Origin of the sequence: Paraburkholderia sp., from assembly GCF_028283785.1 — a bacterium.
Taxonomy (GTDB): Bacteria; Pseudomonadota; Gammaproteobacteria; order Burkholderiales; family Burkholderiaceae; genus Paraburkholderia.
Genome location: NZ_JAPWKB010000020.1, coordinates 222419 through 236633, shown reverse-complemented (window position 1 = coordinate 236633; position 14215 = coordinate 222419). Strand labels below are relative to the sequence as shown.

The following is a 14215-nucleotide window of genomic DNA, read 5'->3' as shown; positions in this document are numbered from 1 at the left end:
CCTGTTCAAAGCGGTTTTCTGTCGAACACGAAAGCGACGACGGTATGCGTCCAGTCGGACGACATGGACGGCACATTCGCGATGCACGCGTCGAACGGACCGGCGAGCCGTTCGAGCACGAAGTAATCGGACGCGCGCGTGCATCCGATCAACCGCGCGGGCAACGTGTTCAAACGCGCGGCGAGCGTCGAAAACCACAGCGTGCCGACATCGCTCGCGCCGCCGCCGACATCGAAAACCGGCGCGCCGGTACGTCGCGCGAATGCGGACACCGACGCAGCCGGATCGAGGCTCGCATCGATCACGATGATCGTATTCGACGCGTGAGAACTGTCGCCGCGCAGCGCGAGTTCATGCCACGCAAGCGGCCCGAACGCAGCCGCCGCGACGCTCGTCGTTGCCGCCATGAACGCACGCCGGTTCATCGAATATTCCTCCATGAAAACAACTGCGCGCAAAGCCCGCTGCTCACGTATAGCCGCGCCGGTTGCGCCATGCTTTAGGCCAGATGCCCTGCTTGCCCGGCGACAGGATGCCGGCGGGATCGAGTGCATCCTTGATCGTTTCCGACAGGCGCAACAACGCGCCCTCATTGAAACTGTACTGCGCGGCGGCGAAATCCATATAGCCGAGATGCGCGCGATATTCGCCATAACCGGCCGCGCGCGCATCGCTTATCAGCACGCGCAACAGTTGCCCGGCGAGTTCGGATTGCTGCGCATCGTGCCGGTCGAAAATCGCCGCGAACACGTGATGCAAATGGCGCGCACCGGCTGTGAAACCGCCGTAGTAATCGAAGCCGTATTCGGCTGCGCGGGTTTTCGTCATCGTGTACTGACGCATCGCGTGGGCGCCGGTGGCCGGACACAGCGGCGAGAAATCGACATGCGCGCCCGCGCCGCCGCGCCAGTCGAGCATCCGGAACGCCGCCATCGACGGAATGCCCGCGAGGTTGCGATCCGCGCCGCCGACCGGTTGCGCGTCGCCGCGATAGCGCGAGACCTTGATCGATGCGTCGCGCACCGACGCGAACGCACGCTGCACGATCGCCTGGCGCGCGTCGATCAGCTCGGGCGTGCCGTACAGCGCGTAATGCAAGTTCCAGCGTCCGACGCCGAGCGCGTCGAGCATCGCGACCAGCGCCGATTCCGGCATCGGCCCCGGTCCGTCGTACCACTGCCGGCGCGCGCCGAGGCCCGCCGCGCGCCGCAACCCGCCTTCGATCACCGCATGATTGCGGATCGTCTCGTCGAGGCGCAACGGCCGCAAGGTCTCGACGATCGCGCCGAGATCGTGTTCATGGCGGCACTGGATTTCGCCGAGCAGATACGCGGGCGGCGCAGGCATCAACCACACGCCCATCTTCGTGACGATGCCGTAATTCGACTGCATGAACATCGGATCGAACGACGGTCCGTAGCCGGGTTTGTAAAGCTGCCACGCCGTTCCGGTATCGATACCGCCCATGCCCGTGCGCACCACGTCGCCGTTCGCCAGCACGATTTCCATCCCGCACTGCTGCGCCGCGTGATCACCGTAAGGCGTATAGCCGAAGCCGCGTTCCAGCGTATTGCCGATCACGCTGCCCCAGCCCGCCGCCGGCGGATCGACCCATAGCCGGTAACCCTTGTCGCGCAGATACGCATGCAGATCGAAATAGCTGACGCCCGGTTCGACCAGCGCATATGCGAGCGTTTCGTCGACGGCGAGAATGCGATCGAGCCGTTGCAGATCCAGCACGACCGAACCGGTCAGACGCGGCGCCGCACCGCCATACGCAAAATTGCGGCCGGTCGAGACGGTCCACAACGGAATGCGGTACTGGTTCGCCACGCGCAGCACCGCGCGAATTTCATCGACGGACGCCGGCCGGATCGCCGCCGACGCGTCGGTCACGGCGAACTCCGGTTGCGACGCGAACGCAAACGGATCGCGATAGCCGTCGAGCGCATCCGGCGAACTCAGCACCTGCGCCGCGCCGACGATCGCGCGCCACGCGTCGAGCGCCTGGTCGAAGCGCGCTTCGGAGAGGTTTGGCGGCAGCGTGCGGTTCACGTGTCGTCCTGTGATGGATCGAGGTTGACGAAGCGTGGCGATGGTCGACAGCGTGGTCGCGGCCCGGCGTCGCCACGCGGGGCGCTACTGGTCGCTACTGCCACGACTCCGGACGGCCGCCGAGCGCGCTGCACACGTCGATCGCGATGGAGCGCAACTTGCCTTCCGCGATCGGTCCGGACAACGCGTAACCCATATGGTCGCTGACCCAGTAGAAGGTCCGCCGATTGCCGTCGCGCAGCAACCGGAACGCGGTCTCGTCGCGCGCGATGCCGGTCACGTACAGCGTCAGCCGCGAGCCGCCCGCGTTCTCGTACATGAACTGCGCGGCGGGTCCGGTCTCGTCGGGCAACAGCCGGCCACCGACCAGCGAATAGCCATATTCCTGCAGCGACGGCACCGACAGCGGCCGGTTCAGCCGCTTCGACAACCAGTTGATCAGATGTTCCTCTTCGCTCGCGGCGACTTCGACCGGATGCCGGCGTTCGGGCGTATAGACCGCGTACGCGACATCGGCGCGCTGCGCGAACGACATCGGCGGTTTCGGTTCCAGACGGCCGCCGAGACTCGCGATCAATCCGTTCGTGCCGCTGGCGCCATTCGCGACACGCGACGCGAGCGGGCCGAGCAGCACCGCGAGACCCGCGCCGAGCGCCAGCCAGCACGCGGCGAGTCCCGCGCGACGCCACCACGGCGAATCGCGACGCACGACGATCACCATCGGCTCGTCGGCGAGTTCGGGCACACCGCGTGCCGAGGTGGTCGCGCGCGTGCGTGACGCCGCCGCGCCGCATAGCGCCTGCAATGCGCTTTTCTGCGCACGCCAGGCCGCCACCTGAGCGGCGGCATGCGGATCGCGCGCCAGCCGGTCGAGCACGGCGGCACGCGCGGCGTCGTCGAGTTCGTCGTCGACGAAGGCGGACAGTTCGCGCAGATCGGCAAGCGGCGCGCCGCTCGCCAATGACGACAATGAATCGTGCAGATCGTGCGGATCGCGTGGATCGTGTGGATCGCGAGGATCTTTGGGGTCGCGGGGATCGTGGCTCATCACGGATTTCTCACAACTTTGAGCGGCGGGGATTGGCGCGCCGGGCCTTCGAGCAGCAGCACGCGCATATGTTCACGGGCACGCGCGAGGCGCGACATCACCGTGCCGATCGGCACGCCGAGCGCGCTCGACGCTTCCTTGTACGACAGCTCCTCGACGCATACGAGCAGCAGCACTTCGCGCTGCTCGACCGGCAGGCAATACAGCGCGCGTTGAAGATCGCGCAGCACGAGACCGTCGACTTCGCCGCGCGGCGCTTCGAGCGTGCGCCACGGCGCGCTTTCGTCATCGACGGCGATTTCGTGACGTCCGCGCAGCTGGTCGATATACAGATGGCGAAGGATCGTCAGCAGCCACGCGCGCAGATTGGTGCCGGGGCGAAAGCCGCGCCAGCGCGCGAGCGCCCGCTCCGCCGTATCCTGCACGAGGTCGTCGGCCCACGCGGGGTCGCCCGTCAGCGCGCGCGCATAGCGGCGCAACTGCGGCAACCACCCGATCACGTCCTGTTCGAAGCTCACGCCGGCCTCGCGCGCGACGCGCACGCGCGCTCAGTAACCACCGCTGCCACTGCCGCTATTGCCGCTGCTGCTCGACGACGAATCCATCGAACCGCCTTGCGATGTGCAACCGCTCGCGCCCAACGACGCGAACGCGAGTGCCGCCATCACGCAGACGGTCCAGACCATGCGGGACGTATTCATTGCTGTCTCCTGACGGGTGACCGCGGCATCACCGCGGTAATGCTGCCGGTTCGCAGCGACATTCTGTCGCGCGCCCGGTCCATGCAATGAACGCATCCGGCCACCGTTTTATTCCGCGCGCCGTGGTCTGGGCCACGATTCGACACGGTTCGAACTTCACGCTGGAAATTTCGCCTGATACCGTCTGATCGATGCGTGCGTTGCGTCCGGCGTATCCTGTTTCAACGTCTGCACCAGATTCGTAACTCAACGTTACATCGACGAGTTATCAGGTGCTTCGCCGCGCGCAAGCCGCTATAGTGGACCCAGACGTCCCACCGCCGGGCTTTACCCGATCAGGGTAGAATCGCGGCGAGTAACCGTTCTACTAACCGACTCGTCAAATGGCATCAGCAGATTCGCACCCGCAAAACGACTTCATGAACGCAGCGCGCAAAGAACGAAAGCGCGTCGAAATCTATCTCGTCAACGGCATTCGCCTGACGGGATGCATCGAGTCGTTCGATCAGTACCTGGTGATGCTGCGCACGCCTGTCGGCCTGCAAGGCATCTACAAGCGCGCGATCTCGACCATCCAGCTCGACACCGGCACACGGCCCGCGCCGCGCACCGGACGTCCGTCGCATGGCGAACACACCACGCGTGGACCGCATGGTTCGCGTGAACATCGCGAGCCGCGTGAACCGCGTGAACCGCGCGAGTCGTATGGTTCGCAGTCGTCGGGCGAACGCACGCCGGGCAGCGACCGTCCCGCTTCCGACGGTCCGGTGGTCGTCACGCGTCGTCGCCGTCTGTTCGGCACCGGCAACGGTGACGGCGGCAACAACGGCGGCGGTAACCACTAAGTTTTATCGCCGGCATATGTCGTGAAGTTTGCGGCAGGTGCCGGACAGCGCGCTGGTCGGCTGCATGGCAGTGTCCAGCGCGCCATTCGCAAACGGATTCCCGCTTGCGTCTCCGGCTTCAGGCCACTCTGCTTTTCGATCTCACGCTTCGTCTCTCTGCTTCGTCTGCGGATCGCTTCATCTGCTGATTCAGTCTGTGCGCACGATCGTGCACACCGCGTACGAGCGACCAGACCATGCGCTATGCTGAAAGCGTCACTCTGATGCGGAGCATGAAATGCCTACGCCGAAGCACCCGCAACCTGAAGCGCCCAAGTCAACGGTCCCGCCGGACGACATCGACGATCGCCTCGACGAAGCACTCGACGAGTCGTTTCCCGCCAGCGATCCGGTCGCCGTTCATCCACACGAAAAGACCCCGAAGCCCAAAGCGACGGAATGACGTTGGCCCGTCACGGTTGCTTCAATCACGCAGCCAGACGAACAAAACCCCGCATGGCGAAGCCATGCGGGGTTTTGTTTTTGCGCGGGCGATGCCCGTCGATGCTGCTTACTTCGTCGGCAAACCGACGTCGAGTTGTTTCTGCAGTGCGCGAACCTGACGCTGCGTCTCACGCAACTGGTCTTGCGCCGCAGCCTTCTGCTGCGCGAGTGCGGTCGCTTCGGCGCGAGCGCTCTGCTGCTGGCTCGACACGATGGTCTGCTGCTGACGCGCGACGTCGACGTCCGCCTGCAGACGATTCGCGCGTTCTTTCGACAACGCGATCATCCGTTCCGTGTACACCTTCTGCGCTTCGAGCAACGTGCGACGCAACTCGACATCCGACAGCTGCACGGTCTGACGCGCGAAGTCTTTATAGATCAGTTCGGCACGCGTTTCATCGGAGGTCTTGATCACGCGCCAGAAGTTCTTTTGCTGGAACAATGCGACGTAATAGGTCATTTCCTTGCCGTAGAACAGCAAGCTCGCACCGTAGCTGCCGTTGTACGTCGTGCGCAATTCCACCAGATCGGACGTGCGGATCATCTGTTGCAGCTCCGCGACGTTCCCCGCGGCGGACTGCTTTGCTTCGTCGGCATTGAGCGTCGTGGCCGGTGCCTGCTGGGCGGATTGCGCCGCCTGAGTCGCCTGCTCCGCCGACGTAGACGGCAACGCGGCCGTCGCTGCGGGTTGCGAAACGACGGCATCACTGCTGCCGCCGGTAGGTAACGTTTGCGCAGACGCGGTCACTGCAGCGCCCATTGCGAGCATCGCGCAAAGAGCGATTTGTCGAAGTTTCGACTTATGGTCCATGTAATTCCTGCTCGAACAGTTTTTGTTTTGTTACATCTTGTCTCATTATTACTCACTTTCGCGTGTTTCGGGCTCTTCATCAAAAATTTGATACTTGCGCATTTTTTCCCAAAGGACCTTGCGGCTGATGCCAAGATGGTGCGCCGTGTCCTGACGCCGCCAGCCGTTTTGGTCAAGCGCGGCGATCACACGGGCCCGTTCCGCCATGTCCCATTTGCTCCGGTCGACCACCACTTCGGGCGCGCTGTCGGGCGGCACCGGCTGCGAACTGCGCGCGAGCGCGATCAGCCGTTGCAGACGCGCGGCGTCCCACGCGCCGACCTGGCGCACCGTCACGCCGATCCGCTCGGCAAGATTGCGTAACTCGCGAACATTGCCCGGAAAGTAGGTATCGGCGACGGCGTCGGCGAGCCAGTACGGAATATCGGGCAGCGCAGCAAGCCGCTCGGCGCCGACCACGGTTTGCAGGAACGATTTGAAGATCGCGATCTTGTCGACCGCGCCCCGCTCTTCCAGCGACGGAATCTTCAGCTCGATCACCGCAAGCCGGTAATACAGGTCGGCGCGAAACAGGCCGTCCTTGACCAGTTGCGGCAAGTGTTTGTGACTCGCCGCGACCAGCCGGAAATCGAGCTTCATCGGCGTTTGCGAGCCGATCCGCGTGACCGCGCTGTCTTCGAGCACGCGTAGCAGCTTGACCTGCTGATAGAGCGGCAGATCGCCGATTTCGTCGAGGAACAGCGTGCCGCCGTCGGCCTGTTCGAAATAGCCTTTGTGCGCGACCACCGCGCCCGTGAACGAGCCTTTCGAATGGCCGAAGAACAGCGATTCGAACAAGCCGTCGGGAATCGCGCCGCAGTTCACCGCGACGAACGGGCCCGCGCCGTAGCGCGAATGCTTTTCGTGCAGCAGTTGCGCGATCCGCTCCTTGCCGACGCCGGTTTCGCCTTGCACCAGCACCGGCGTGTCACAGTCGGCGAAGGTATCCACTTCGTGCAGCAGCGACTGCATGCACTCGGAATTCGCGATCATCGCGCTGGCTTCGAGCGTCTTCGCGTTGTGCGCGCGCAGTTGCATCACCAGCTTGGTCGTCATCCCGCGCAACTCGGCGCAGGTGAAATCGAGCGGCAGGACATGCGAATACTCGGACGGATACATCTTCGGATCGTGATCGCGGGGCGCCGCGCCGACCCACACCACCGGCATCCCGTGCGCGGCCTGCCAGTCGCGCAGGATCAACGCGCCGCTATCGATCACCGACACGCTGATGATCGCCAGCGACGGTCGCTGCGCGCTGCGTTCCGGCGAAATCGCGATGTCGTCGGCGCGGATCACTTCGACGTCGAAACTCGCCATGCAGCGCGCGACCCGATCGACGATGTCGGCCTTGCCTTCCCAAACATAGATATCGAGTTCGTCGATTTTCAGAGGTGTTCTCATTGCCGGAAAAACCTAGTTGACGAGTTGGGCCGTGCCGCACATCAGCGCATGGTTGTTGACGGTCGCGGTGCCGACCTGAACGCCGAGCGCGCCGAGCAGCGGCACCAGCACGGCATCGAGTGTCGCGAAAATGGGGTTGAGCGCCGACGTGAGCACGGGCGTGATGATCGGACTCAGCAAACCAAGCAATACGTTGGTGTTGATCAGGCCGCCCAGCACGCTGACGTTGAGCGTCGTCGGCAAGGCGGCGAGCACGCTGCCGGTCAACGTGCCGACATCGCTACCGACCGCGTTCGAGTTGACGGTCTGGGAACCGACGCCGCCGTTCTCCGCCGTGAACTGCACCGTGGTCGGCGAACTGGGACCGACGCTCAGCTTGCCCGTCGGTCCGAGCGTGACGGCGACGCTGAGCAAGCCCTGACCGAGCTTCAGGATGTTGATCGGCTGCGTGCACGCGGCGTCGGCCGCAATGCACACCGACGCGATCTGCGGTTTGACCTTGATCGATGCGATCGTGGACGCGTCCGACGTATCGCAGTCCACCGAACTCAATTCGGCGGTGCCGGAACCCGACGACACGGACAGCACGATCGGCGTATTGAGCACCTGCACGATGAAGCCCGGAATCAGCGTGCCCGACAACGGCAGCGGCGCCAGCGTGACGCTCGCCGTGACCTGCGACACACGCGCGACGGTGCGCGGATGGCCCTGCGCGTCCGCGCCTTCGCCGATCGCCATCACCGGCGGCTGCAACAGTTGCAGCGACACGCCGGTCACGCCCGTCAGACCCGCGTTCACATTGACGATCGGCCCGCTCGTGCCGTTGCCTTTCCAGTTGCTCTGCGCAATCTGCGCGCTGATCAGCAACGCTTCGAGCGGGTTGATGGTCGCGGTCAGCGCCGAATTCACGTTCGACAGACCGATCGCCAGCAATCCCGGCGACGTGGTTCCGCCGTCGCCGATCGTGAATTGCTGGCCGCCCGGAATTTTCACGTTCAGTGCGCCGAGCAGGCTCGCGTTCGCGGTATCGCCGCCCGCCGTCAACGCACTGACCAACGCCGCCGACAACTGGTCGTACGTGACGCTGGTGGCGAGCAGGCCTTGCATGGTGGTCGCGTTCAACGCCACCATCAGTTGTTGCAGCGACACGTTCGCGTTCGCCAGTCCCTGATAACTCCCGACCGACAGATTCACCGACGCTTTCAGCAAGCCGCTGAGAATCCCGTTCAGCAACGCGGCCTGCTGCGTGTTGATCGTCGCGAGACCGGTGCTCAGTGAAAACGCGTCGATATTCGACACTTGCGCGGTCGCGCTCGCACTCACCGTCTGGCTCGGGCCGATAAACATGATCGGCACGCTGCGCGACACGTCCACCTTCAGCGCGTTGGCCGGCGTATCGGTGCTGCTGACGAATTGCGGTGTCGTGCCGGCGGGCGAACCGGCGGGCGCCTGGAACCGCCCGCACGTGACGGTGAGCGTGGCCGCGCCATCCTGACCCGCGACATAACCGTTCTGCGCGGCAATCTGGGTCGCCGCCGGCGTGGCGTCGGCGCAGCTTCCGGCGATCCGCTGGATGCCAGCGAGCACCGCCAGATCGGCGACGCTTTGCAGATCGCGACGCGCGAGATACAGGTTGCCGATATCGAGCACGCCCAGCGCCGCGACCGCGACACCCAGCCACAACGCAGCGACGATCGCGGTGACGCCGCGCTGCCGCCGACGCCCGCATCGTTCGCGGATCGGGCCGATCGCGCCGACGCGAATCCGCAGCGACGCGCGGGCGCGGATCGCGGCCGTCGCGGCCGTCGCGGCCGTCGTGGCCGTCGTGGCTGGGGCCGTGGCCTGCTGCGGGTTCCGCATCGTGACCGGCATCCGGGCGGGCATCCTAGTTCGCGCTCCCGCCGCTGCTGCCGCCGGTGTTGCTCTTCGTCAGCGCCGAGCCGTATGTCGCCGGGATCTTCGCGTTGAACGAGTCCATATAGCGGCGATATGCAGCGGTCGCCTCCGCGCCGAGCATCGGCTGGATGGGCGCGGCTTGCGCGTTGCTGCGCTGCAGATCGAGCCACGCGGTCGTCGATTGACCGGGTTCGCTGACGCGCGCGGGTTCCATGTCGGCCGATGCCGATGCGGTTTGCGCGTGCGCCGTCGCGACTGGCCACACGGTGCCCAGCGTGAGCGCCGACATCAACGTTCCAAGCAGCCGCCATGTTCGCATCGACGCGCGCATCGGTGCGCCGTGACGCGCGTGACTGTCGTGACGCGCAGCCGCCGCGTTCCGTCGTGTGTGTGTCATGTCCGTTCTCCCTGATCCCGCCCGCGCGATCGCGAGTACTCGTCTGTCATCGCGCGTCGTGCGTGTTTATCGTGTCATTGCGCAAACCGCTGCAACATCCGTGGTGCCTTGTCGATGCCTTGCGCACTTCCCTGCGCGCTGAGCATCGCCTGCACATCCGCCTGCGTCGCGCCGCGCGGCGCCGGCGCCGCCGCTGCCTGTGTGCTTACGCCTCCGCTTCCGCTTCCGCCAGCGTTGCCGTTCGCCGACGCCGCGTCCGCCGCCGCACTCGCGCGCTGACGCGAACGCTGCAACGTAGCGATCTGCGCCGCGTCGCTACGGATCGCGGCGCGCACGTCGGGCGCGAGTTTCTGTTGTTCGATCAACGCCTGCGCCTGCGCGGCGTCGCCGGACGCAAGCAGATACAGCGCGACATTGCTGACGATCTTCGGACTCTGCTGATCCAGTTCCGCCGCCTTCATCAGCGGCACGCGCGCCGCCGCGACGTCGCCGTTGCGCAATTGCGCATAGCCGAGATCCGACAGCACCGACGCGTCGGTCGGCGCGCGCTGCGCGGCCTCGCCGAGTTGCTGCGCGGCCTTCGCGAAATCGCCCGACGCGCCCGCCAGCAAACCCAGCCCGCGATAGCCGCGCGCAGCCAGCGGCGTCGACAGCAATTGCGCGTAGGCCTGTGCGCTCGCTTGCGGCTGGTCGGTCAGACGCAGCGCATCGGCGCGCAGCAGGATCGTGTCGGGGCTTGCGCCGTACTGCTTTTCGTACTGGTCGATATGCGCGAGCGACGCGAAGTACAGGCCTTGCGACTGCATCCGGTCGATCAAGCCGAGATACACGCCCGGCGTATCCGGCGCCGGATCGCGACCGGCCTGCTGGATCATCGCCTGCCGCTCCGCCTGCGCACCCACGCCGTAGCCGTCGAGCTTCGATGCGCACGCGCCCGTCAACGCCAGCGCCGTCAGCGACGCCGTCCACCACACGGCGCGCAACGCACCGGCTCCCCACTTCATACCGTTAGCGCCGGTCATCACTTCGCTCCCTTCGTCGCATGCATGCTGCCAAGTTGCTTCGATACCGCCAGCACGCCCGGCCCTGCCGTGACGATCAGCAACGCGGGCAACAGCGTCACGATCATCACGCCCGTCATCTTCACCGTCAGCCGGCCGATCCGTTCGCGCAGCATTGCGCGGCGCGTTTCGCGCAAACGGTCGCCGAACTGCTTCAGCGGTTCCTGCACCGCGCCGCCGTGACGGTCCACCTGAATCAGCAGACGCACGATCGCGCGTAAATCCTCGTTGTCGAAGCTCGCGGCCAGCCGGTTCAGCGACTGCTCGCGCGAGCGGCCCGTCGCAAACTGGCGCTGCGCGATTTCGAGTTCGCCGGACAGCACCGGCAACACGCCACGAAAATCGTTGACCATCACCTGCAAGCTCTGGTCGAGCGACAGCCCGACGCCTTGCAGCAGACGCAGCAGATCGACCATCATCGGCAGTTCGTCGACTACCGCGCGTCGCCGCGATGCAGCGCGCCGCGAGATCAGCAGCTTCGGCAACATAAAGCCGCCGATCAACGCGATCACTAGCCGCGACACCGGTCCGACACCGAACCTCAACCCGCCTTCGACCGCCATCACCAGCATCGGCAGCGCGCCCGCGCCGATCAGCCGCGAAATCAGGAACAGACCGCGCGAGCGCGCATCGACGAAACCGCATTGTTCGAGCAGCCGCCGGTCTTCGTCGGCGACGATCTGACGGCCCAGCGGCGTCTCGAGCAACACCATGCCGAGATGCGCGATCCGCAGCACCAGACCCTTGATACCGGTCGGACGCGCACGCGGCGCCTGCGCGTTGCGCGTGGCGTCGTCGTCGCGCGACGCGGCGGCGGTCTGCTGCGCGCGCCGGTCGAGCGCCGTCACCAGCACCCGTTCGCTGCGCCGCGCGACGGCCGCGCGCGCAAGTGCAGTCACCGCGAACAGGAAGATGCCGAGTGCGGCGAGCGCCAGCGCCAGCGAAGCCAGATGGGCGGGAGCGAGTGTCATCAGCGCGCCGCCCGCATCGTGATGGTGGCGAGGTTCGACGTGAATGCGATCGCGAACAGCGTTGCGTGGACCATGATTGCCGTCACTTCAGCCGCGCGAGGCGGAACAGCAGATACGCGCCGAGCACCTGCAGCCCGAACGCCAGATACACCATATTGCGACCCGTCGCGTCGTACCACATCGCGCCGAAATACTTCGGATTACCGAGCGCCAGAAACCCGCCGATACCGATCGGCAGCATGGCCAGCACCCACGCGGACATCCGCGTTTCCGACGACATCGCGACCAGTTCGCGCTCGGCCTGTTCGAGGTCGCGCATAAACGACGCCATCCGGTCGAGCATCACGTCCGCGCGACCGCCGTATTTCACCGACAGACGCAACACCGCGCCGATCAGTTCGAGTTCGCTCGCGCCGTACACGTGCGCGACCTGCGACAGCGCGCGGTCTATTTCGACGCCGGTGCGCAACATCCGCGACACGTGATCGAGGCATTCGCGCAGCGGCGCCTCGGTGGTTTGCAACGAAGCCTGGAACGCGGCCGGCACGCTGTTGCCGAGAATGATCAGCCGCACGATGCCGTCGAGAAACAGCGGCAGCTGGCGGACGATTTTCTGGCGACGCTTCTGCATCCGCCACGAAACGATGAAGTACAGAAAACACGTGCACGCGATCGCGGCGACGCTCGCCGCCACCCAGCCGCCCACTCGTGCCGACCACATGCAGAGCGCGAACGTCAACGCCGCCGCAATCGCGACCGCCACCCGCGCGTTTTTCACGCCCGCACGGGTGGACGCCATGTCGAATGCGTTTTGCGCGCGCGCGGCGAACGCGCGCCATCTGGCCTGCAAGTGTTCGGCGTTGCCGGCATTGCCGTTGTTCGCGGCATTCGTGGCGTTCACGGTGTTCGCCGCGCTCGTCCCGCTCGCGCCTTTTGCCGCGTGACCCGCTTGCGGCTGCGCGCCGCGCGCAGCCGCGCCGCCCGCCCCTGCGCCGCCCACGGCCGACGGCATCACCGCCGCTGCGGCGGTCGCCATCCGGCTATCGATAAAGCGCTCCGTGCTCGCACGGCCCTTGCGTTGCGCGCCACGTTGCAGCAAGAGCAGCGCACCGGCCGCGCACAGCAGCGCCAGTGCCGCGATCACGACGACCGCGCTAGACATTGAAGCCTCCGCCGAACCCGCCGAAGCCACCGCCGCCGCGCGAGTCGGCCGCTCCGCCGAGCACCTGACGGAAGCGCGCGAGTTTCGGCGAATGCGGATGAATCCCGAGCGACACCCATTGATCCCGCTCTTCGCCGTCCTGCGTCAACACCGGCTCGTAGCGGTACAACTCCTGAGTCGCGATGATGTTGTCGGACAGGCCCGTCACCTCGGTGATCGACAGGATGCGGCGGCGTCCGTTCGACAGACGCCCGATCTGCACGATAAAGTCGATCGCATTGGCGATCTGGCGGCGCAGGCTCGATTCGGTGCCCTGAAAGCCCGCGAAACCCGCGAGCATTTCCAGCCGGTACAGACATTCGCGCGGCGAACTGGCGTGGACCGTCCCCATCGAACCGTCGTGGCCGGTGTTCATCGCCTGCAGCATTTCCAGCACTTCGCCGCCACGCACTTCGCCGACGATGATCCGGTCCGGACGCATCCGCAACGTGTTGCGCAGCAGGTCGCGAATCGACACCACGCCCGCACCGTCGAAGCCGCCCGGCCGGCTTTCCAGCCGCACCACGTGCGGGTGATTCAGCGACAGCTCGGCGGTGTCCTCGATCGTCACGACGCGTTCGGCGTCCGGGATATAAAACGCCAGCGCATTGAGCAGCGAGGTCTTGCCGGAGCTGGTGCCGCCCGACACGAGAATATTGCAGCGCGCGGCGACTGCGGCTTCGAGCAGCGCGCCGATCTCCTGATTGAAGGTGCCGTTGGCGAGCAGATCGTCGGGACGCAGCGGGTCTTTGCGGAATTTCCGGATCGACACGATCGGGCCGTCGATCGACAGCGGTTCGATCACGACGTTGACGCGGCCGCCGTTCGGCAGACGCGCATCGACCATCGGATTGGATTCGTCCAGACGCCGGCCGATCGGCGCGAGAATGCGTCGCACGATCCGCAGCAGATGCGCGTTGTCGGCGAAACGCACCGGAATCCGCGTGAGGATGCCGTGCCGCGACACGTACACGTCGTTATAGCCGTTGATCAGGATGTCTTCGACGGCCGCGTCGTTCAGCAGATCCTCGATCGGTCCGAAACCGGCCAGTTCCTTGGTCAGCGCTTCGGCGATCAACCGCACTTCGCTTTCATTGATCGGAATCCGGCGCAGTCGCACGAAGCTGTCCATTTCCAGATCGACGAACTGGTTGATCGCATTGCGCGACCAGCGGCCGAACTCCGCGCCGAGTTCCTCGATCCGCGTGAGCAGATGTTCGTGCGCCGCGTTCTTGATGTCCTGGAACTGCTGGCTATGCGCGAACGCCGGAGCGTCGTCGGCAAATTCGATGTCTTTTGCCATCGT

15 protein-coding genes are annotated in these 14215 nt (G+C 65.5%); 2 read left to right on the top strand and 13 right to left on the bottom strand.

Going from position 1 to position 14215, the window contains the following annotated elements; all coding sequences use genetic code 11:
- Positions 1 to 5: 5 nt before the first annotated feature.
- From PW947_RS30165 to PW947_RS30145, 5 genes are all read right to left on the bottom strand, one after another.
- Positions 6 to 425 (bottom strand): hypothetical protein, encoded by a 420-nt coding sequence (locus tag PW947_RS30165; RefSeq protein ID WP_299636410.1) that lies wholly within the window; start codon positions 423 to 425, stop codon positions 6 to 8.
- A gap of 43 nt (positions 426 to 468) precedes the next feature.
- The gene (locus tag PW947_RS30160) at positions 469 to 2055 is read right to left on the bottom strand and encodes an FAD-binding oxidoreductase (RefSeq protein WP_299636408.1); all 1587 of its coding nucleotides are present in this window, start codon (positions 2053 to 2055) and stop codon (positions 469 to 471) included.
- Between the two features lie 94 nt (positions 2056 to 2149).
- Positions 2150 to 3103, bottom strand: a complete 954-nt coding sequence (locus PW947_RS30155; protein WP_299636407.1) for an anti-sigma factor — start codon at positions 3101 to 3103, stop codon at positions 2150 to 2152.
- The gene (locus PW947_RS30150) at positions 3103 to 3621 is read right to left on the bottom strand and encodes a sigma-70 family RNA polymerase sigma factor (RefSeq protein WP_299636405.1); all 519 of its coding nucleotides are present in this window, start codon (positions 3619 to 3621) and stop codon (positions 3103 to 3105) included. Before PW947_RS30150 ends, PW947_RS30155 begins: the two co-directional genes overlap by 1 nt.
- Before the next feature lie 30 nt (positions 3622 to 3651).
- Positions 3652 to 3804, bottom strand: a complete 153-nt coding sequence (locus PW947_RS30145) for a hypothetical protein (protein WP_299636403.1) — start codon at positions 3802 to 3804, stop codon at positions 3652 to 3654.
- A gap of 383 nt (positions 3805 to 4187) precedes the next feature.
- Here PW947_RS30145 and hfq point away from each other — a divergent pair, with 383 nt between their 5' ends.
- Both hfq and PW947_RS30135 read left to right on the top strand, forming a co-directional pair.
- Positions 4188 to 4649, top strand: a complete 462-nt coding sequence (gene hfq, locus PW947_RS30140; RefSeq protein WP_299636401.1) for an RNA chaperone Hfq — start codon at positions 4188 to 4190, stop codon at positions 4647 to 4649.
- Positions 4650 to 4926: 277 nt separating this feature from the next.
- Positions 4927 to 5091 carry a hypothetical protein gene (locus PW947_RS30135; protein WP_299636399.1) on the top strand — a complete coding sequence of 55 codons (165 nt, stop codon included), beginning with the start codon at positions 4927 to 4929 and terminating at the stop codon, positions 5089 to 5091.
- Between the two features lie 108 nt (positions 5092 to 5199).
- Here the strand turns inward: PW947_RS30135 and PW947_RS30130 are convergent, their stop codons facing one another.
- The 8 genes from PW947_RS30130 to PW947_RS30095 all read right to left on the bottom strand — a co-directional run bounded on the left by PW947_RS30130 (position 5200) and on the right by PW947_RS30095 (position 14212).
- Positions 5200 to 5943 carry a DUF2968 domain-containing protein gene (locus PW947_RS30130; protein ID WP_299636398.1) on the bottom strand — a complete coding sequence of 248 codons (744 nt, stop codon included), beginning with the start codon at positions 5941 to 5943 and terminating at the stop codon, positions 5200 to 5202.
- Positions 5944 to 5991: 48 nt separating this feature from the next.
- Positions 5992 to 7383 carry a sigma-54 dependent transcriptional regulator gene (locus tag PW947_RS30125; protein WP_299636396.1) on the bottom strand — a complete coding sequence of 464 codons (1392 nt, stop codon included), beginning with the start codon at positions 7381 to 7383 and terminating at the stop codon, positions 5992 to 5994.
- A gap of 12 nt (positions 7384 to 7395) precedes the next feature.
- Positions 7396 to 9243, bottom strand: coding sequence for a TadG family pilus assembly protein (locus PW947_RS30120; RefSeq protein ID WP_299636395.1), 1848 nt, complete (start codon positions 9241 to 9243; stop codon positions 7396 to 7398).
- 25 nt (positions 9244 to 9268) lie between these two features.
- Positions 9269 to 9676: a DUF3613 domain-containing protein gene (locus PW947_RS30115; RefSeq protein ID WP_299636393.1), complete on the bottom strand. Its 408-nt coding sequence runs from the start codon at positions 9674 to 9676 to the stop codon at positions 9269 to 9271.
- A gap of 74 nt (positions 9677 to 9750) precedes the next feature.
- Complete coding sequence (locus tag PW947_RS30110; protein WP_299636392.1) at positions 9751 to 10698, bottom strand: tetratricopeptide repeat protein; 948 nt, start codon at positions 10696 to 10698, stop codon at positions 9751 to 9753.
- Positions 10698 to 11708, bottom strand: a complete 1011-nt coding sequence (locus PW947_RS30105; protein WP_299636390.1) for a type II secretion system F family protein — start codon at positions 11706 to 11708, stop codon at positions 10698 to 10700. Before PW947_RS30105 ends, PW947_RS30110 begins: the two co-directional genes overlap by 1 nt.
- A gap of 82 nt (positions 11709 to 11790) precedes the next feature.
- Positions 11791 to 12870, bottom strand: a complete 1080-nt coding sequence (locus tag PW947_RS30100; RefSeq protein ID WP_299636388.1) for a type II secretion system F family protein — start codon at positions 12868 to 12870, stop codon at positions 11791 to 11793.
- Complete coding sequence (locus PW947_RS30095; RefSeq protein WP_299636386.1) at positions 12863 to 14212, bottom strand: CpaF family protein; 1350 nt, start codon at positions 14210 to 14212, stop codon at positions 12863 to 12865. Before PW947_RS30095 ends, PW947_RS30100 begins: the two co-directional genes overlap by 8 nt.
- Between the last annotated feature and the right edge of the window lie 3 nt (positions 14213 to 14215).